13 protein-coding genes and 1 pseudogene are annotated in these 18847 nt (G+C 72.1%); 8 read left to right on the forward strand and 6 right to left on the reverse strand.

Features of this window, described 5'->3' with window-relative positions; all coding sequences use genetic code 11:
• Nucleotides 1-16: 16 nt before the first annotated feature.
• On the reverse strand, nucleotides 17-1315 hold the full coding sequence (locus OH804_RS02390) for a DUF58 domain-containing protein (RefSeq protein WP_210785716.1): 1299 nt from the start codon (nucleotides 1313-1315) through the stop codon (nucleotides 17-19).
• Nucleotide 1316: 1 nt separating this feature from the next.
• Nucleotides 1317-2372: a MoxR family ATPase gene (locus tag OH804_RS02395; RefSeq protein WP_091407670.1), complete on the reverse strand. Its 1056-nt coding sequence runs from the start codon at nucleotides 2370-2372 to the stop codon at nucleotides 1317-1319.
• Nucleotides 2373-2775: 403 nt separating this feature from the next.
• Here OH804_RS02395 and leuS point away from each other — a divergent pair, with 403 nt between their 5' ends.
• Nucleotides 2776-5616, forward strand: a complete 2841-nt coding sequence (gene leuS, locus OH804_RS02400; protein WP_406062459.1) for a leucine--tRNA ligase — start codon at nucleotides 2776-2778, stop codon at nucleotides 5614-5616.
• Nucleotides 5617-5801: 185 nt separating this feature from the next.
• On the opposite strand, the gene OH804_RS02405 is transcribed toward leuS, so the two are convergent.
• The 4 genes from OH804_RS02405 to OH804_RS02420 all read right to left on the reverse strand — a co-directional run bounded on the left by OH804_RS02405 (nucleotide 5802) and on the right by OH804_RS02420 (nucleotide 9778).
• Entirely contained in the window at nucleotides 5802-7016 is a 1215-nt protein-coding gene (locus OH804_RS02405; protein WP_196918915.1) for a hypothetical protein, read from the reverse strand.
• Nucleotides 7017-7141: 125 nt separating this feature from the next.
• A complete protein-coding gene (locus OH804_RS02410) occupies nucleotides 7142-7825 on the reverse strand; it encodes a TVP38/TMEM64 family protein (protein WP_406062461.1) in 684 nt (227 codons plus the stop codon).
• Nucleotides 7822-8541 carry a glutamine amidotransferase gene (locus tag OH804_RS02415; RefSeq protein ID WP_366337146.1) on the reverse strand — a complete coding sequence of 240 codons (720 nt, stop codon included), beginning with the start codon at nucleotides 8539-8541 and terminating at the stop codon, nucleotides 7822-7824. Before OH804_RS02415 ends, OH804_RS02410 begins: the two co-directional genes overlap by 4 nt.
• Nucleotides 8531-9778: a MurT ligase domain-containing protein gene (locus tag OH804_RS02420; RefSeq protein ID WP_091407686.1), complete on the reverse strand. Its 1248-nt coding sequence runs from the start codon at nucleotides 9776-9778 to the stop codon at nucleotides 8531-8533. Before OH804_RS02420 ends, OH804_RS02415 begins: the two co-directional genes overlap by 11 nt.
• A 355-nt stretch (nucleotides 9779-10133) precedes the next feature.
• Between OH804_RS02420 and mraZ the strand changes: the two genes are divergently transcribed.
• The 7 genes and pseudogenes from mraZ (at nucleotide 10134) to mraY (ending at nucleotide 18820) form a co-directional block, all read left to right on the forward strand.
• Complete coding sequence (gene mraZ / locus OH804_RS02425) at nucleotides 10134-10565, forward strand: division/cell wall cluster transcriptional repressor MraZ (RefSeq protein WP_030488958.1); 432 nt, start codon at nucleotides 10134-10136, stop codon at nucleotides 10563-10565.
• A gap of 206 nt (nucleotides 10566-10771) precedes the next feature.
• A pseudogene (gene rsmH / locus OH804_RS02430) lies at nucleotides 10772-11877 on the forward strand (16S rRNA (cytosine(1402)-N(4))-methyltransferase RsmH).
• The gene (locus OH804_RS02435; RefSeq protein WP_196918912.1) at nucleotides 11874-12479 is read left to right on the forward strand and encodes a hypothetical protein; all 606 of its coding nucleotides are present in this window, start codon (nucleotides 11874-11876) and stop codon (nucleotides 12477-12479) included. The pseudogene rsmH and the gene OH804_RS02435 overlap by 4 nt, the downstream one beginning before the upstream one ends.
• Nucleotides 12480-12482: 3 nt before the next feature.
• On the forward strand, nucleotides 12483-14690 hold the full coding sequence (locus tag OH804_RS02440; RefSeq protein WP_406062465.1) for a peptidoglycan D,D-transpeptidase FtsI family protein: 2208 nt from the start codon (nucleotides 12483-12485) through the stop codon (nucleotides 14688-14690).
• Nucleotides 14691-14742: 52 nt separating this feature from the next.
• On the forward strand, nucleotides 14743-16305 hold the full coding sequence (locus OH804_RS02445; RefSeq protein WP_406062467.1) for a UDP-N-acetylmuramoyl-L-alanyl-D-glutamate--2,6-diaminopimelate ligase: 1563 nt from the start codon (nucleotides 14743-14745) through the stop codon (nucleotides 16303-16305).
• The gene (gene murF, locus OH804_RS02450; RefSeq protein ID WP_406062469.1) at nucleotides 16302-17699 is read left to right on the forward strand and encodes a UDP-N-acetylmuramoyl-tripeptide--D-alanyl-D-alanine ligase; all 1398 of its coding nucleotides are present in this window, start codon (nucleotides 16302-16304) and stop codon (nucleotides 17697-17699) included. The genes OH804_RS02445 and murF overlap by 4 nt, the downstream gene beginning before the upstream one ends.
• Nucleotides 17696-18820 (forward strand): phospho-N-acetylmuramoyl-pentapeptide-transferase, encoded by a 1125-nt coding sequence (gene mraY, locus OH804_RS02455; RefSeq protein ID WP_030334519.1) that lies wholly within the window; start codon nucleotides 17696-17698, stop codon nucleotides 18818-18820. The genes murF and mraY overlap by 4 nt, the downstream gene beginning before the upstream one ends.
• The last annotated feature ends 27 nt before the right edge of the window (nucleotides 18821-18847 follow it).

Raw genomic sequence — 18847 nt, forward strand, 5'->3', positions numbered from 1 at the left:
GAGGGAAGCCTTCCGTTCATCGCACACCGCCGGCGACCGTCTCGGCCAGCGCGGCCCGCAGGGCGAAACCCTGGGCGCCCCGGCCGACCTGCGGCCACAGCGCCGGCAGTCGGCCGCCGTGGTCGACGCCGACCACCCGCCAGCCGCTCTGCAGCATGGCGAGGACGGCGGCGGCGTGGGCGTGCTCCGCCTCGGCCCGGGCCTTCTCCGGCAGGCTGAGCCAGGTGGAGCTGTTCAGCAGGAAGCCGACACAGGTGGCGCCGTTGCCGCGCAGCCCGGCCAGCAGCTCCGCCTCGGCCACGCTCACCGTGCCGAACAGGCCGATGATCAGACCGCCGTCGGCGCGTTGGCGGACCCGCTGCACGAGGCCGGTGACCTCGGCGCGCTGATCCAGTCGGACCTCCGCGAGGTGGTCGAGCAGCGCGCCGTCCCCGCCGGCCTCCGAGGCGTCCACGTCTGCCCCCGAGCCGGTGACCAGGCGCAACTTGTAACCGGCCTGCCGCAGGTGGACGGCGATGCTCGCGGCGGCCGAGACCGACCACTCGAAACTCGCCGTCGGCCCCTCGCCCCGGTGCCCGTACGCCCGGGTGTCCAGGACGACTGTGGCCCGGCTCTCCCACGGTTGCTCCTCGCGGCGCACCATCAGCTCGCCGGTGCGCGCGGTGGACTTCCAGTGCACCCGGCGCAGATCGTCGCCGCGCCGGTACTCCCGGGTCGCCGCGTCGTCCTCGCCGTGCACCGCCACCGAGCGGGCCCGACTGTCGCCGCTGCCCGCGTACTCCCCGGGGAGCCGGACCGACGGCAGCGGGGTGACCTGCGGGATGACCGTCAGGTGGTCGGTGCTGGGGAAGGAGCGGGTGAGCTCACAGAGACCGAACGGGTCGGTCATCCGGACGACCAGCGGGCCCACGTCGTAGCGACCCCGCACGTCGGCCCGCACCGTGTACGCCACGGAGCTGGCCTGGTGCGCGCCGAGCCGCTCCAACACCACCCGGGGCCGGCTGCCCAGTGCGTAGGGCAGCCGGTCCTCCAGGAGCAGGGTGCCGGTCGGCAGCCGGGAGAGGTTCTGGAGGCGCAACACCACACGGGAGTTGGCGCCGACCGGAACCCGGTGCGGGTCCAGCGAACGGTTGCAGGCCAGCTTGTAGCGGCTCCGCCCGACGTAGGCGGCGGCCAGCAACGGCAGGATGGCCAACAGCACGGCCACCCGGAGCAGGTCCTTCTCGCCGAGAATGCCGGCCGAGATCGCCGCCGCGACCGCAGCGGCGAGGAAGGACCGCCCGCGGGTGGTCAGCCCGCGTAGCCCGGCACGCACGTCATGGCCTCCGCGGCTCGTAGGGTGCGCGACCGTTGCCGGTGGCGGGGGGCCGGGTGTCGTACGGGTTGCGCTGCCGGTCGTGTGGCAGCGGCAGGCGGTGCACCAGCTCGGAGACGATCGCGTCGGTGGTGCGCCGGGCGAGCTGCGCGTCGGCCGTCGGGATGATCCGGTGGGCGAGCACCGGCACCGCCAGGGCCTGCAGGTCGTCGGGGAGGACGTAGTCGCGGCCCTCCAGGGCGGCGACCGCCCGGGCGGTGCGCAGCAGTTGCAGGGTCGCCCGGGGGGACGCGCCGAGCCGCAGGTCGGGGGCCTCACGGGTGGCGGTGACCAGGTCGATCGCGTACTGCTTGACCGCGTCCGCGACGTGCACCTGCCGGACGGTGGCGATCAGCTGCCGGACGATGGCCGCGTCGGAGACCGCGCGCAGCTCGTGCAGCGGGTCGGTGGCGCCGTGCCCGTCGAGCATGGCCAGCTCGGCGTTGGAGTCCGGGTAACCCATCGCGATGCGGGCGGTGAACCGGTCGCGCTGCGCCTCCGGCAGAGGGTAGGTCCCCTCCATCTCGATCGGGTTCTGGGTGGCGATCACCATGAACGGGGTCTGGAGCTGGTAGGTCACCCCGTCGACGGTGACCTGTCGCTCCTCCATGCACTCCAGCAACGCCGACTGGGTCTTCGGGGAGGCCCGGTTGATCTCGTCGCCGACCACCAGGTTGGCGAACACGGCGCCCGGGCGGAACTCGAAGTCGTGCGTCTCCTGGTTGTAGACGCTGACACCGGTGACGTCGCTGGGCAGCAGGTCGGGGGTGAACTGGATCCGCCGCACCGTGCAGTCGATGGACCGCGCGAGGGCCTTGGCAAGCTTGGTCTTGCCGACGCCCGGGACGTCTTCGATCAGGAGGTGACCCTCGGCGAGCAGGACGGCCAGGGCGAGCCGCACGGTGGCGGTCTTACCCTCGATGACCTGCTCGATGTTGGCCACGATGGCCTCACTGGCGGCGCGGAACTCGTCGTGCGGCAACAGGCCGCCCACCTCGTCCCAGGTCTGTTGTGTCACGGGCCTCCTCCTCGTCGCCGTCACGGCAGCTCTCTAGAGAGCACCTGGACCCGCCGTTGGGTTCGCGACGTCGAGCCTCGTTTGCCGCAGGAATCTCACTAGTCTCTCAGGCTAACCATGTTTGTCGTTATCGCCGACCCCCGCAGGTAGTCCGTCGGTTACGCACCGATATTCGCCAGCTCGGGGGAACCCGAACGACCCCGCCCGGGGGCCGGCAGGGCGAACCGTGGGCGAGGTACACTGCGGGGCATGGCCGGAGTCTTCCTGCTTCTTACCGGGCCGTGCTGATGCGCTGAACGCAGCGACAGCACGGCGGCCCCTCCTGCGCGAGGGGCTTTTTTGTGCCCGCCGCCGGCCCGGCCCGGCGGTGCCGAGACGAAGCGAAGCGAAGCGAGGAGAGACGATGAGTGAGGCAGCCGCACCGGCGGGCGACATTCCCCCGTTCCGGTACACCGCGGCCCTGGCCGACGAGATCGAGATTCGTTGGCAGGACACCTGGGCGCGCGAGGGCACCTTCCACGCACCGAACCCGACCGGCCCGCTGGCCGACCCGACCCACCCGCGCGCGGGCGCGGAGAAGCTGTACGTGCTGGACATGTTCCCGTACCCCTCCGGAGCGGGCCTGCACGTCGGCCACCCGCTGGGCTACATCGGCACCGACTGCTACGCCCGCTACCAGCGGATGGCCGGCCGCAACGTGCTGCACGCGATGGGCTTCGACGCGTTCGGCCTGCCCGCCGAGCAGTACGCGGTGCAGACCGGCACCCACCCCCGGACCACCACGGTCGCGAACATCGAGCGGTACAAGGCGCAGCTGCGCCGGCTGGGGCTGGCGCACGACGAGCGCCGCTCGGTGGCCACCATCGACACCGACTTCTACCGCTGGACCCAGTGGATCTTCCTGCAGATCTTCAACTCCTGGTACGACAGCGACGCCGGCCGGGCCCGTCCGATCGCCGAGCTGATCGCCGAGTTCGAAGGCGGTAGCCGGCCCACCCCGGACGGCCGCGCCTGGGCCGAGCTGAGCGTCGCCGAGCGCCGTCAGGTCGTCGACGACCACCGCCTGGCGTACGTCTCGCAGGCGCCGGTGAACTGGTGCCCGGGGCTGGGCACCGTGCTGGCCAACGAGGAGGTCACCGCCGACGGCCGTTCCGAGCGGGGCAACTTCCCGGTCTTCAAGCGCAACCTGAAGCAGTGGATGATGCGGATCACCGCGTACGGTGACCGGCTGCTGGACGACCTGGACAGCCTGGACTGGCCCGAGCCGATCAAGCTGATGCAGCGCAACTGGATCGGCCGCTCCACCGGCGCCCACATCGACTTCCCGACCAGCGCGGCGCCGGTGCGGGTGTTCACGACCCGCCCGGACACCGTCTTCGGTGCCACCTACATGGTGTTGGCGCCCGAGCACGAGCTGGTCGACACGCTGGCCCCGGCCAGCTGGCCGGAGGGCACGAGGGACGCCTGGACCGGCGGGCACGCCAGCCCCCGGGAGGCCATCGAGGCGTACCGCAAGGCGGCAGCGGCCAAGACCGACGTCGAGCGGCAGTCCGACACCAAGGAGAAGACCGGCGTCTTCATCGGCGCGTACGCCACCAACCCGGTCACCGGTGGGCAGATCCCGATCTTCATCGCCGACTACGTGCTGGCCGGCTACGGCACCGGCGCGATCATGGCGGTGCCGGCGCAGGACGAGCGGGACTGGGCGTTCGCCGAGGTCTTCGAGCTGCCCATCGTCCGTACCGTGCAGCCGGCGGAGGGCTTCGACGGCAAGGCGTACACCGGGGACGGCCCGGCGATCAACAGCGCCGCGCCCGAGCGCGGCCTGGACCTGAACGGCCTGGGGGTCGCCGACGCCAAGGCGGCGATCATCGCCTGGTTGGAGGCGAACGGGCACGGCACCGGCGCGGTGACCTACCGGCTGCGCGACTGGCTGTTCTCCCGGCAGCGGTACTGGGGCGAACCGTTCCCGATCGTCTACGACGAGACCGGCGCGGCCATCGCCCTGCCGGAGGAGATGCTGCCGGTCGAGCTGCCGGAGGTGGACGACTTCTCCCCGAAGACGTTCGACGCCGACGACGCCAACAGCAACCCGGAGACCCCGCTGTCGCGGCGGCGCGACTGGGTCGAGGTCGAACTGGATCTGGGTGACGGGCCGAAGCGCTACACCCGGGAAACCAACGTGATGCCGCAGTGGGCCGGCTCCTGCTGGTACGAGCTGCGCTACCTGGACCCGACCAACAGCGAGCGGTTCGTCGACGCGGAGAACGAGCGGTACTGGATGGGCCCGCGCGCCGACGGTGACTGCGGGGGCACCGACCTGTACGTCGGTGGCGCCGAGCACGCCGTGCTGCACCTGCTGTACGCGCGGTTCTGGCACAAGGTGCTGTTCGACCTGGGGCACGTGTCGTCGTTCGAGCCGTTCCGCAAGCTGTTCAACCAGGGCATGATCCAGGCGTACGCGTACACCGACTCGCGCGGCAGCTACGTGCAGGCCGAGGAGGTCTTCGAGCGCGACGGCGGCTACTACCTGGGCGACCTGGCGGTCAACCGCGAGTACGGCAAGATGGGCAAGTCGCTGAAGAACGTGGTGACCCCCGACGACATGTGCGCCGCCTACGGCGCGGACACCTTCCGGGTGTACGAGATGTCGATGGGCCCGCTGGAGGTCTCCCGCCCCTGGGAGACCCGGGCGGTGGTCGGCTCGTACCGGTTCCTGCAGCGGGTGTGGCGGGCCGTCGTCGACGAGCAGACCGGCGCCCTGCGGATCACCGAGGACCCGGCCGACGAGGCGACCCGCCGGCTGCTGCACAAGGTGATCGACGGGGTCCGTGGCGACATGGACGGCATCCGGTTCAACACCGCGATCGCCAAGCTGATCGAGCTGACCAACGGGCTGACCCGACTGTCGGCCACGCCCCGCGAGGTGGCCGAGCCGCTGGTGCTGATGGTGGCGCCGTTCGCGCCGCACCTGGCCGAGGAGCTGTGGCGCAAGCTGGGCCACGACACCTCGCTGACGTACGCGGACTTCCCGACCGCCGACCCGGCCCTGCTGGTGGCCGACACGGTGACCTACCCGGTGCAGGTCAACGGCAAGGTCCGTGGCCGTATCGAGGTCCCCGCCGACGCCTCCGAAGAGGTCGTCCGCGCGGCGGCCCTGGACGCGGTGGCGGCGACCCTGGGTGGCAAGGAACCCCGCAAGGTCATCGTGGTCAAGGGTCGGATGGTCTCGGTCGTCGCCTGACTGCGAGCGATACGCACCGTGACGTCCACGGAGGCGGGCACCGCGTTGAGCGTGATGACTCAGAGGCATATTGATGTCTCTGAGTCATCATGCTCTCCGGCGCATCCCCCGCCGGTCGCCGCACCACCGGCTCGTGCAGTCTTCGGATCAGCTCGACCAGCCGCCCGGCGGTTGCGCTCCGGTGGTCACGGGCAGGGCGGCAGTGGCGGCAGCCGGTCCGGACGCAGCAGCGAGTACGCGTGCTGCTGTGCGGGGTCCGAGTTGTTGTCCGGGTCCACCAGCAGCGCCTCGCCCGAGACGACCGCGTGGGCGTGATCGGCGGTCAGCCGCACGTACGACCCGGTTCGCAGGTCGGCCACGTACCAACCCAGGTGGTACTGGAAGATCACCAGGTCCCCGACGGCGGTGGGCGTGGCAACCGTGTGGAAGGGGTCGACGGTCGGGGGCCTGGTGCCCGGTGGCAACGAGGTAGCGGCGGCCGTAGCCGGCGGAGGGGTCACCCGGAACACGCGGACCGGCGCCGCCCAGTCCGGTCGCCAGACGGTAAGGGCGCGCTCGTCGCGGGACACCCAGGCCGTGGTCCGGCCGTCGGTGGTGACGTCGACTGTGGTGTCAGGTCCCGGGCTCGGCTGCGGCGCGGACCCGGCCTTACCGTCCGGACCGATCGCGTTCAGGCGACCCGTGGCCCGATCGAACCAGAGCAGGTCGGCGCCGTGGAACCCGACACCGCCCACCGGGCCGGTGGCCACCGTGCGGACCGTCCCGGCAGCCAGGTCGTGCAGGGTCAGCTCGTTCCGGTCCTCGGCGAGGATCCTGGTGACGGCGAGCTTCCCGTCGCGCAGCGGTGGCCGGAAGAGGAGGTCCGCGGTGCCCAGCACCTGCCGTGGTGCGGTCCCCGACTCCGAGTCCCAGGCGAACAGTTCGGAGCCGCCGCCGCCATGGGGTGCCGCTCGCATGAGGCTGCTGCGCGCGTACACCAGCCAGCGCCCGTCGAAGACGCCCCACAGTGGGAAGGTGAACATGTCCGGCATGGTGGCCACCTCCCTCCGTCGGCCGTCCTTCTCCTGCCAGACCAGCGTCATCGAGCCGCCGCGCTGCACAGTGGCGAACGCGGAGCGGCCATCCGGCGCCGGGGTGAGTGCCGCCCACTTTTCCCCGGGTTCCTGTGGAAGGCGACTGTCACGGATCGCGTCCTGCCAGCTTCGTGGCATGGCGACCGGGCAGAAGTCGGCGAGCGGTGGGGCGGTCACCCGCGTCGCGGGCGGCGCCTCGGCCGTAGCGGACGGCGACGACGCGGCCGGTGGATCACCCGGGGTGCACGCCGCGAGCAGCGCCGCCACGAGGGCCGCAACGAGGGCGACGGCTCGGGAGCCGATCCTGGCTCGGGGCAAGGGCTTCATGGCCGCAGACGCTAGATCGCGCCGGCGCTGCCCGATGCCCTGCCGGCGGGATCGTCGTCCGGCCGTTACCACCGCCGAACCGGCAGGATCCTGTCATCGACGTCCGCAGGGTTTTCGGCAGCGGGTCAGACCGGCATGGCGCGGCGTCGGCGCTCGGCTCGCCACCACTGGTGGATGAGCACCACGCTGGCGATCAGGCCGAGGCTGGCCGGGGCGGCGGCGTACCAGTTGACGTGGCCGGGGGAGCTGACCGCCGCGCCGATCGCCGCGTAGCCGAAGGCGGTCGGCGCGGACGCGATCACGCTGCCGGCCAGGAACGGCAGCACTCGGGCGCCGGTCGTGCCGTAGCCGTAGCTGACCAGTCCGAAGCCGGCGATCGGCAGCAACCGGACGGTCATCACACCGAGCACGCTCTGCCGGGCGAACCAGCCGTCGAGGCGGGCCAGCCGACCGCGGACCCGTTCGGCGACGAACTCCCGACCGAGCAACCGGCCGACAGTGAACCCGATCGCCGCGGCCACCAGCGCGGCGCCCAGGGCGTACGCGGCACCCTCCAGGGGGCCGAAGATCGCGCCCGCGGCGAGCGTGATGAAGGTCCGGGGCACCAGCGCGACGAGGAGCAACGCGCCCCCGAGGATCGCTGCCACCGGCGCGAGGTCGCCCAGCCGGTCGGCGACCAGCGGCAGCTGCGCCGGATCCGGGCGGGGCACCAGGAGCAGCAGTAACCCGCACCCGACGATCAGCAGCACCAGCAGGGCGAACCGGGCGGCCGACGGCTGCCGGAGCAACCGCCGGACGGCACGGATCATGCCCGGGCGGCGGCCACCGCGGAGCGGCGCTCGTTGCGGAGCCGGTCCGACCAGGTGTCGTCCAACGGCGGGAGCTGGTGTGCCCCGGTGGCCCAGCGCAGCAGCAGGTCGGCCAGGGCCGGGTTGCGAGCCAGCGCCGGCCCGTGTGAGTAGGTGCCCAGCAGCTTGCCGCGCCACGCGCCCTCGGTGGCGCCGTCGTTGCCCACCCCGGCGGTGACCCGGGCCAGCGGGGAGACCTCCGGACCGAGGTGGGTGCGGCCGCCGTGGTTCTCGAAACCGGTCAGCGGGGGCAGGCCCAGCCGAGGGTCGATCTCCCCGGCCAGCTCGCCCACGGCCCGGCTCTCGCCCCGGTCGGACTTCAGGTCGAGCAGCTCCAGCCCGCGGCACTGCACACCCTTGGCGAAGAACGAGGTGCCGAGGAGTTGGTAGCCGGCGCAGACGCCGAACACGACCGAGCCCTGGGCGACCGCGCGGTGCAGGCCGCCGTCGGCGAGCAGCCGCTGGGCGCCGAGCGCCTGCGGCCCGTCCTCGCCGCCGCCGACCAGGTAGATGTCGGCGGTCGCGGGCAGCCGCTCGTCGGAGCGGACCTCCAGCACCTCGACCGGCATCCCGCGCTGACGGGCCCGACGGGCGAGGATCAGGGCGTTGCCCCGGTCTCCGTAGGTGGAGAGCAGGTCGGGGTAGATCCAGACGATGCGCAGGCTCTCAGATGACACGGTCCAACTCCGCTCGGATGTCCTGGAACGCGGTGTAGTTCGCGATGACCTCCAGCCGCCCGGGCGGGACCGACCGGAGCGCGTCGTCGAACGTGCGGACGTGCTGGAACGGCACGTCGTTGACGTCCAGCCGGACCGCCAGGTCGTATGCCCGGTCGCCGGTGATCAACACCTGGCGGCCACGGAGCGGGGCGAAGTCGACGTCGTAGAGCCAGGAGGTGTCCAGGCCGTCGGGGTCGCGCGCGTTGATGGAGAGCAGGGTCGGCGCGTCGTCGGCCATGTCGAACGCCTCAAGCCAACTGGCCGGGTTCTTGGCCAGCAGCAGCCGGATGTTGCGGCCGTCCTTGTCGACCTGCGCGTAGCGGCCGGCCACCGAGGTGACGATGCCGAGGCGGGACACCGCGTCGACCGGGCGGACGCCGAACTCGGCGGCCACCGCCAGCGCGGTCGCCGCGTTGCCGAGGTTGACCTTGCCGGGCAGCTGGAGGGAGACCTTGTGCCAGGCGCCGGTGGGGTCGAGCACGCCCTCGTCCTCGACGACCCAGTGCGGCTCCGGCCGGCGCAGCGGGCAGCCCGTGCACCACCACTGCTCGCCGGAGCGTTGGATCGTGGAGCCGCACTCCGGGCAGACCCAGGAGTCGTCGTGCCAGCGCTGGCCCGCACTGAACCACGTCACGTGCGGCGGGTTGATGCCACGGGCGGGGTCGCCCGGCGGGGTGGCGGCCCACACCACCAGTGGGTCGTCGGCGTTGGCGACCACCCGTACGTCGGTGTGCCGGACCAGCGCGGCGCGCCAGAGCTGCGCCATCATGGCGACCTCCTTGGCGCGGTCGAGCTGGTCGCGGGAGAGGTTCAGCAGCGCGACCACGTGCGGCTCGGTCGCCTCCAGCACCTGGGCCAGGTAGTGCTCGTCGACCTCCAGCACCGCGTACGGGGTGCTGCCGGCCTTGGCCAGCGCCGAGGTGTGCCCGCTGGGCATGTTGGCGCCGAAGGAGTTGGTGGCGACCCGGCCGAGCACGCCGACCGCGGCGGAGGTCAACCGGGTGGTGGTGGTCTTGCCGTTGGTGCCGGAGACGAGCGCGATCGCGCGCCCGGCCGACAGGTGGGCCAGCAGGTCCGGGTCGATCTTCAGGCCGATCCACCCGCCGATCACCGAACCGTCGCCACGGCCGGCCGCCCGGGAGAGCGCCGCGGCTGTCCGTGACACGGAGCTGGCCACCTTGGCCCGTAGGGGCATTTTCGCGTCCGTCACGCGAGCGAGGTTACCGGACCGCTGGCCCCACCAGATCGCCGCCGACGGTGAACCGTTCGGCCGTGGTGGTGGCGCGGGCGGCCGGGTCGGCGTCCCCCGGACGGAGTCGATCTATGTCGGAAAGCGGACCACGCCGAGGGGTGGCCGAAGCCCTCCACTGCGCTCCACCCCTTGTGACGTGCGGTTTTGCCGTCGGGTCAGGCGCGCCACGCGGGCGAATTTGGTTGCGGGTGGAGGGAAGTGGAGTAGAGTGGGGACCAATGGTGAGGCCGGGAGGGCTCACCGGCCCGGGGGGTCAGCGGCGCCGCGAACGCCGCTCAGGGGCGAGGGGGTTGGGCCGATGTTTCTCGGCACCCACACTCCGCGCCTGGACGAAAAGGGCCGGTTGATCCTTCCGGCCAAGTTCCGGGATGAGCTGGCGGGGGGTGTCGTGGTCACCAAAGGGCAGGAGCGCTGCCTCTACGTCTTCCCGACCCCTGAGTTCCAGCGGATCGCGGAGCAGTTGCGCGCACAGCCGATGACCCACAAGGCGGCCCGGGCCTACAGCCGGGTCTTCTTCGCCAGCGCGCACGACGAGGTTCCGGACAAGCAGGGTCGGGTGACCATTCCGGCCCACCTGCGGGCCTATGCCGCGCTGGACCGCGAGCTGGTGGTGATCGGCGCGAGCACGCGGGTGGAGATCTGGGACAAGGTCGCCTGGGAGACCTACCTCGCCGAGAGCGAAGACGACTTCGCCGACATCGAGGAGGGGGTGCTGCCCGGCGGTCTGTAGGGCGGTAACGGCGCCCGACGTACTGCGAGATCTCCAGCCGCTTTCGAGTTCCTGGCATCACTTCCCCGGTGCCAGGCGCACGATCCAGTCATTGGGCGACGGTCCGGTGTCAGGCGGGAGCGGATGGGGATCTGGCGGTACGACGGCAGCGCCGTCCGACGACAGGCGCACGAGGAGAACGGACGTTTCAACCAGTGGGGGTCATCATGGGGGAGTTGCGCGGCACGCACGTGCCGGTGCTGCTCGAGCGGTGTCTCGAGCTGCTGGCCCCCGCGCTGGGTCGAGGCGGCCGGACGGTCTACGTCGACGCGACGCTCGGCCTGGCCGGGCACGCGGAGGCGGTGCTCGAGGCGCATCCGGAAACGGTCCTGATCGGGCTCGACCGGGACACCGAGGCGCTCGCCCACGCGCGGGTCCGACTGGCCCGGTTCGCCGACCGGGTGCACCTGGAGCACGCCGTCTACGACGAGTTGCCGGACGTGCTGGACCGGCTGGGCTATCCGGCCATCGACGGCATCCTGTTCGACCTGGGTGTCTCGTCGTTGCAGCTGGACGCGCCCGACCGCGGGTTCGCGTACGCCCAGGACGCTCCGCTCGACATGCGGATGGACCAGACCCGGGGGGTGACCGCCGAAGAGGTGGTCAACACGTACGCACATCCGGACCTGGCCCGGGTGCTGCGGGTGTACGGCGAGGAGAAGTTCGCCGGTCGGATCGCCTCGGCGATCATCCGGCAGCGGGAACGGGCCCGGATCACCTCGTCCGCGCTCCTGGCGGAGCTGGTACGGGACTCCATTCCGGCACCAGCCCGACGAACGGGTGGGCACCCGGCAAAGAGAACGTTTCAGGCTTTACGGATCGAGGTAAACAGAGAGCTGGCAGCGCTGGAGACAGCGTTGCCATCCGCGCTCGACGCACTGACAGTGGGCGGTCGCATGGTGGTCCTGTCCTACCACTCGCTGGAGGACAGGCTCACCAAGGCGGCTCTCACGGATCGGGTCCGCAGTAAGGGCCCGATCGACCTCCCGGTCGAACTTCCCGGGTCCGGTCCGACGTTCCGGCTGCTCAGCCGGGGCGCCGAACTGCCCGGGGAGGCGGAGGTCGCCGCGAACCCGCGCGCCGCCTCGGTGCGGCTGCGGGCCGCGGAGCGACTCGACCCGAACGCGACAGAGCAGGGGCGGACCGACCGCGAACGGTCTCGCCGACGGGTGAAGGGAATGCACCAACCGGGCACCGGGTCCGCCTGATCCGTGGGGGGTCAGGGGCACCGGGGACGGCTAGAGGGACGGATGTTGAGGGGGAGGGGACATGAGCATTGACAAGCGCGACCGCCGGGACGTCACCGGCGGCGGGCAGCGCGCACCGCGGTCGGGGGGCCGGACCGCGGCGGAGCGGGCTCCGCGCCTCGGAAACGGTACGCCACGCATCGATCGAGTGAACCGGCAGGGGGAGACTCGCGCCCGGGGGGCGCGCGAGTTCCCGACCCAGGGCACCGCCGCGCTGCGGCCGGTCGAGAAGGCCGCCACTGCCACCAGCGCCCGCCCGCCGCGGCTGCGGGTGGCGCCGCCACCGCCGATCTCGGTGCCGCGTGCGCCGTTCGCGGCGCTGATCGTGGTGCTGGTGGTCGGTGGGGTGCTCGGCATCCTGGCGGTCAACACGAAGATCAACGAGAACGCGTTCCGGCTCGAGCGGTTGCAGCAGCAGCAGGCTCGACTGGACCTGGAGAAGCAGCAACTGGACAAGCAGATCGCCGAGTTCCAGGCGCCGGGCAACCTGACCGCCGAGGCACGGCGGCTGGGTCTGGTCGACGCGGGCGAGCCGGGCTACATCCGGCTGCCGGACGGCAAGACCATCGGTGTGCCGCAGCCGGCGACCGGCCAGCCGTCGGTGACCAGCCAGGGTGCGGGAGGCTGACCGGTGCCACCAAGGTCGGACGAGCCGCGCCGGGACCCTACGGGGTCCCGGCGCGGTTCTGCACGTGACGCCCGGTCCGGTGACGGCGAGCCCCGCACCGGCGAGCCGGGCATCGGGGGCATCTCCGGCGCCCGGGCGTACACCCCGAGGGGTCGGACGGTCCGCGAGGAGCGCGCCACGCCGACGCGCGGCCAGGGTGCCGAGCAGCGGCGTACGCCGCGCAGCACCCGGTCCGGTGACCCGTTCCGGCCGGCGTTGCAGGTGCTCGATGGGGGCCGGGCCGCCGCCCGGGCCGGCCGGCGCGACGCTCCGGCCGCCGGACGCGGTGGGGTGGTGCGCACCGTCGCGCCGCGTACCCCCCGTGGCCCGGGTGGGGACGAGCCGCCTCCGCGTCGCCGGACAACGCCCCGCGCGCCGCGTCGTGCCGACCGACCGGCGGCCCGGCGGCCGATCCGCAAGCCACGACGCCCACCGAAGCTGGCCGACTCGCGGCTACGGCTGCGGCTGGGCACCGTGCTCGCGCTGACCCTGTTCGCCGTCATCGGGATCCGGCTGATCTTCCTCCAGGCGGTCGACGCACCGGCGTACGCCGGGGGCGGCGTCACCGACCGCACCCGCACTGTCGAGCTGCCGGCGCCGCGCGGCGCGATCTACGACAGCACCGGCGCGCCCCTGGCCCGCAGCGTCGAGGCGCGGTACGTGTACGCCGACCCGACCGAGGTCAAGGACCGGGCGGGCGCCGCGAAGGCGCTCTCCCCGCTGCTCGGCATCCCGGTGTCGAAGCTCATGGAGCTGATGAAGCCGCGCAAGCTGGAGAACGGGATCGAGTCCACGTTCTCCTACCTGGCCCGGGGAGTGGAGATCCCGACCGCCAAGCGGGTGCAGGCGCTGGAGCTGCCCGGCATCGGGGTGCACCGCGACGAGCGCCGTGAGGTGCCCGGCGGTGACCTGGCGGCCAACCTGATCGGTTTCACCAGCCAGGACATGGTCGGGTTGGAAGGGCTGGAGGCCCGCTACGACGACGTGCTCGCCGGTCAGGACGGCAAGCGGGTGTACGAGGCCGGCCTCGGTGACCTCGCCGCGCCGATCCCCGGCGGCTACAGCCGGACCACGCTCGCGAAGCCGGGCAGCTCGCTCGCCCTCACCATCAACGGCGACCTGCAGTTCCGTACGCAGCAGATCCTCAGCGCGGGCATGGCCCAGGCGCCGGGTGGCACCGGCGCGGCGGTGATCATCGAGATTCCCTCCGGCGCGGTGCTGGCGCAGGCCAGCAACCCCACCTACAACGCGGCGAAGCCGACGCCCAGCGACCCGGTCGCCCGGGAGGACGCCGCGACCAGCTTCGTGGTCGACCCGGGCTCGGTGCACAAGGCGATCACCTACGGTGCGGCGTTGCAGGAAGGGGTGATCACCCCGGACACCACGCTGCCCATCGCCAACAGCATCAAGATGGGCGACACCTGGTTCTCCGACACGCACCCGGCCGACGGCAAGCGGATGAGCGTGCCGGGGATGCTCGCCTACTCGTCGAACGTCGGCACCATCACCATCGCCGAGCGGCTCGGCCGGGACCGGCTGATCGACTACCAGAAGCGGTTCGGGCTGGGTAAGCCCACCGGCGAGGGGATGCCCGGGGAGGCCAGCGGGCGACTGCTGCCGGCCGACGAGTGGAGCGGGTCGTCGCGCGGGTCGGTGCCGATCGGGCACAGCGTCGACGCCACCCCGTTGCAGATGGCCGCCGCGTACGCCGCCATCGCCAACAACGGCACGTACGTGCAGCCGCACCTGGTCAAGGAGCTGATCGGCCCGGACGGAAAGCGCACTCCCGCGCCGGCCCCGGTGACCCGGTCGGTGCTCAGCCCGCAGAACGCCGCGGCCCTGCGCACCATGCTGGAGGCGGTCACCACAGTCGACCACGCCACCGGCCTGACCGCCGCGGTCCCCGGTTACCGGGTCGCCGGCAAGACCGGCACCGGGTGGCGGCTGGTGAACGGCAAGAAGCAGCCCGGCGAGGTCTCCTCGTTCATCGGGATGGCCCCCGCCGAGAACCCCCGATACGTGATCGCCGTCTTCGTCTACGCGCCCAACGGTGGGGGCGCGGCGATCGCCAATCCGGCGTTCCGCGACATGATGCAGTTCACTCTGCGTCACTACCGGGTGCCGCCGTCCACCGGCGGATCCGCGCCCAAGTTCGTGGTCTATCCGCGCTGAGCAGCGATGGCGGGACATCATCGGTGAGTGCCGACGAACCACCGGGGCGGCTGTGCGGCCGGAACCGGACGACCGGGTAGGGTCTGACGCCGTGCCCGGCAATCCACGTCCACGTACCGTGACCGGAGTCCGGCTCGGTGATCTCGCCGTCCGGCTCGCCGTCGACCTTCCGGCGGACGCCGCAGCGGTGGTCGTCACCGGGGTCACCCACGCCAGCCAGGAGGTTCGCTCCGGCGACCTGTACGCGGCGCTGCCCGGTGCCCGTCGGCACGGCGCGGAGTTCGCCGCCGGCGCCGCCGAGGCCGGTGCGGTGGCCCTGCTGACCGACCCGGCCGGTGCCGCGTTGGCGGCGCAGACCGGTCTGCCCGCCCTGGTGGTGCCCGACCCGCGCGCCGTGCTCGGCGAGCTGGCCTCGGCCGTGTACGGCGACCCCACCGCCGACCTCACAGTGATCGGGGTGACCGGCACCGCGGGCAAGACGTCCACCGCGTACCTGATCGAGTCGGGGCTGCGGGCCGCCGGGCACACCACCGGGCTGGTCGGGACCGTGGAGACGCGGCTCGGCGATCTGGTGATCGACAGTGTCCGCACCACCCCCGAGGCGACCGACCTGCACGCCATGCTGGCCACCGCCCGCGAGCGTGGGGTCACCGCAGTGGTCATGGAGGTGTCCAGCCACGCGCTGGCCATGGGCCGGGTGGGCGGTGTGCGGTTCGCCGTCGGCGGTTACACCAACTTCGGCTCCGACCACCTGGACTTCCACGCCGACAGCGACGACTACTTCGCGGCGAAGGCCCAGCTCTTCGACGGGCGCTGCGCGGTCGAGGTGCTCAACCACGACGACCCGGCGTTGAAGCCGCTGCTCAAGCCGACCACTGTCACCTACTCGGCGGCCGGCGAGCAGAGCGCGACCTGGTGGGCCGACGGTGTGGGCGGCGAGGGGTACGCCCAGCGGTTCACCGCGCACGGCCCGGACGGCGTGGCAGTGTCCGCCGGTGTCGCGCTGCCCGGCCGGCACAACGTGGCCAACGCGCTGCTGGCCATCGCCGCGCTGGTCGGCGCCGGGGTGGACCCGGTGACCGCGGCGGCCGGTGTGGCCGCCTGCGGTGGCGTCCCGGGCCGGCTGGAGCTTGTCGACGTGGCCGCGCCGGTGCGCGGGGTGGTGGACTACGCGCACAAGTCGGATGCGATCGTGGCCGCGCTGGCCGCGCTGCGCGAGTTGAGCGCCGGCCGACTGATCTGTGTGATCGGCGCCGGTGGGGACCGGGACCGGGGCAAGCGGCCGGTGATGGGCGCCGCCGCGGCGGAGGGAGCCGACGTGGTGCTGGTGACCGACGACAACCCGCGCACCGAGGACCCGGGGGAGATCCGCGCCGAGGTGCTCGCCGGGGCGTACCGGGCCGGCACGGCCGCTCGGATCATCGAGGTGGCGGGCCGTCGCGCCGCCATCGACGAGGCGGTGCGGCTGGCCGAGCCGGGCGACGTGATCGCGCTGCTCGGCAAGGGCCACGAGCGTGGCCAGGAGGTGGCGGGGCAGGTGCTTCCGTTCGACGACAGCGTCGAGTTGGCCGAGGCGCTGCGGGCCCGCTTCGGGGATCTGGCGGGTCAGCGGTGATCACGCTGAGCCTGGCCGAGGTGGCCGCTGCGGTCGACGGGCGGCTGGTGGCCGCCGACCCGGCCGCCACCGTCACCGGTCCGGTGGAGTTCGACTCGCGCAAGGTGGGGCCCGGCTCGCTCTTCGTGGCCTTCCCGGGGGAGAAGGTCGACGGGCACGACTACGCGGCGACGGCGATCCAGGCCGGCGCGGTGGCGGTGCTCGGCAGCCGCGAGGTGCCCGGGGTGCCGATGGTGCTTGTCGACGACGCCCTGACCGCGATGGGGCGACTGGCCCGCGCGGCGGTGGACCGGCTGCCCGGGCTGACCGTGATCGGCGTGACCGGCTCGTCCGGCAAGACCACCACGAAGGACCTGATCGGTCAGCTCACCACCCGCCTCGGGGCCACTGTGGCGCCGCCCGGCTCGTTCAACAACGAGCTGGGGCACCCGTACACCGCCCTGCGGGCTGATCCGGACACCCGCTACCTGGTGATGGAGAAGGGCGCGCGGGGGGTCGGGCACGTGCGGTACCTGTGCGAGCTGGTGCCGCCCCGGATCTCCGTGGTACTCAACGTCGGCACCTCGCACATCGGGGAGTTCGGCTCGCAGGACGCCATCGCCCTGGCCAAGGGCGAGCTGGTGGAGGCGCTGCCGCCGGACGGGCTGGCAGTGCTGAACGCCGACGACCACCGGGTGGACGCGATGGCGAGCCGCACGCAGGCCCGGGTGGTCCGCTACGGCGAGGCGCCCGACGCCGACGTGCGCGCCGAGGACGTCACGCTGGACGAGCGGGGGCACCCGTCGTACACCCTGGTGACCCCGGAGGGTCGGGCGCCGGTGCGGCTGCGGCTGGCCGGCCGCCACCAGGTCGGGAACACGCTCGCCGCGGCGGCGGTCGCCCGGGAGCTGGGCATGCCGCTGGCCGAGCTGGCCACGGCCCTCGGCGAGCTGGGGCTGGTCTCGACCCGACGGATGGACGTCTTCGACCGCCCTGACGGGGTGACAGTGATCGACGACTCGTACAACGCCAACCCGGCCTCGATGGCGGTTGCGGTGCGGGCGCTGGCCAGCATGGGTCAGGGGCGGCGTACCGTCGCGGTGCTTGGTTACATGGCCGAGCTGGGCCCGTTCGAGTACGACGGCCATGCCGAGGTCGGCCGACTCGCGGCCGAGCTGGGTGTCGACCGGCTGCTCGTGGTGGGTGAGCCGGCCGCGCCGATCCACGAAGGCGCGACAGCTGTAGCAAACTGGGGAGGAGAGTCGGTGCTGCTCACCGATCAGGCGGCGGCCGTCGAGGTGCTGCGGAGCGAGCTACGACCGGGTGATGTCGTCCTGGTCAAGGGCTCCCGGTACCGCACCTGGGAGGTGGCCGACGCCCTGCGCGCCGACGCCGGTGGGGAGCCGACCCGATGAGGGCCGTCATCGTGGCCATCGGGGTGGCCTTCCTCGTCTCGCTCTTCTGCACCCCGATTGCGATCAAGGTGTTCACCCGGCTCAAGGCCGGTCAGCCGATCCGGTCCGACGGCCCGGCCATGCACCAGGGCAAGAAGGGCACGCCCACGATGGGTGGCGTGGTCTTCATCCTGGCCACGGTGATCGCGTACGTGGCCGGGCACCTCGCCCTGACCACGCTGCCGGACCAGCAGATCGCCCAGGTGGAGCCGACCATCACCGCTCTGGTGCTGCTGGGGCTGATGGTCTTCTCCGGCGCTGTGGGTTTCCTCGACGACTTCCTCAAGGTGCGCAAGCGCAACAGCGCCGGGCTGAACAAGCGCGGCAAGTTGCTCGGGCAGATCCTGGTCGGTGCGGTCTTCGGGGTGATCGCGCTGTGGTTCCCGAGCACGATGACAAACGGTTCGGGCCTGGCGACGAACACCGAGACGGTGGGCAGCACCACGCTGAGCTTCATCCGGGACATCGACTTCCTGGAGGTCAGCAAGGTCGGCGCGGTGATCATCTTCATCTTCGTGGTGATGGCCGCGACGAACGGTGTCAACCTCACCGACGGCCTGGACGGTCTGGCCACCGGCGCGTCGGTGATGGTGCTCGCCGCGTACGCGTTGATCGCGTTCTGGCAGTACCGGCACTGGTGCGCCGACCCGAACTACACCCAGCCGTACTGCTACGAGGTCCGCGACCCGTTGGAGATCGCGTTGATCGCCGGGGCGGCGGCCGGGGCCTGTGTGGGCTTCCTCTGGTGGAACACGTCCCCGGCGCGGATCTTCATGGGTGACACCGGGGCGTTGGGGCTGGGCGGTCTGATCGCCGGCATGGCGATGTCCACCCGCACCATCCTGCTGCTGCCGATCATCGGCGGGCTCTTCGTGATCATCACGATGTCCGTGGTGATCCAGATCATCTCCTTCAAGACCACCGGTAAACGCGTGTTCCGAATGTCTCCGCTCCAGCACCACTTCGAACTGGCCGGCTGGAGCGAGGTCAACATCGTGGTGCGTTTCTGGATCATCGCCGGCATCGGTGTGGCCATCGCCCTGGGCCTGTTCTACAGCGAGTTCCTCGCCAACATGACCTGATCCGCGGGGCCGACACGCCCGAGGGGG

It is taken from the genome of Micromonospora sp. NBC_00860 (genome assembly GCF_045207375.1).
Classification (GTDB): domain Bacteria; phylum Actinomycetota; class Actinomycetes; order Mycobacteriales; family Micromonosporaceae; genus Micromonospora; species Micromonospora vinacea.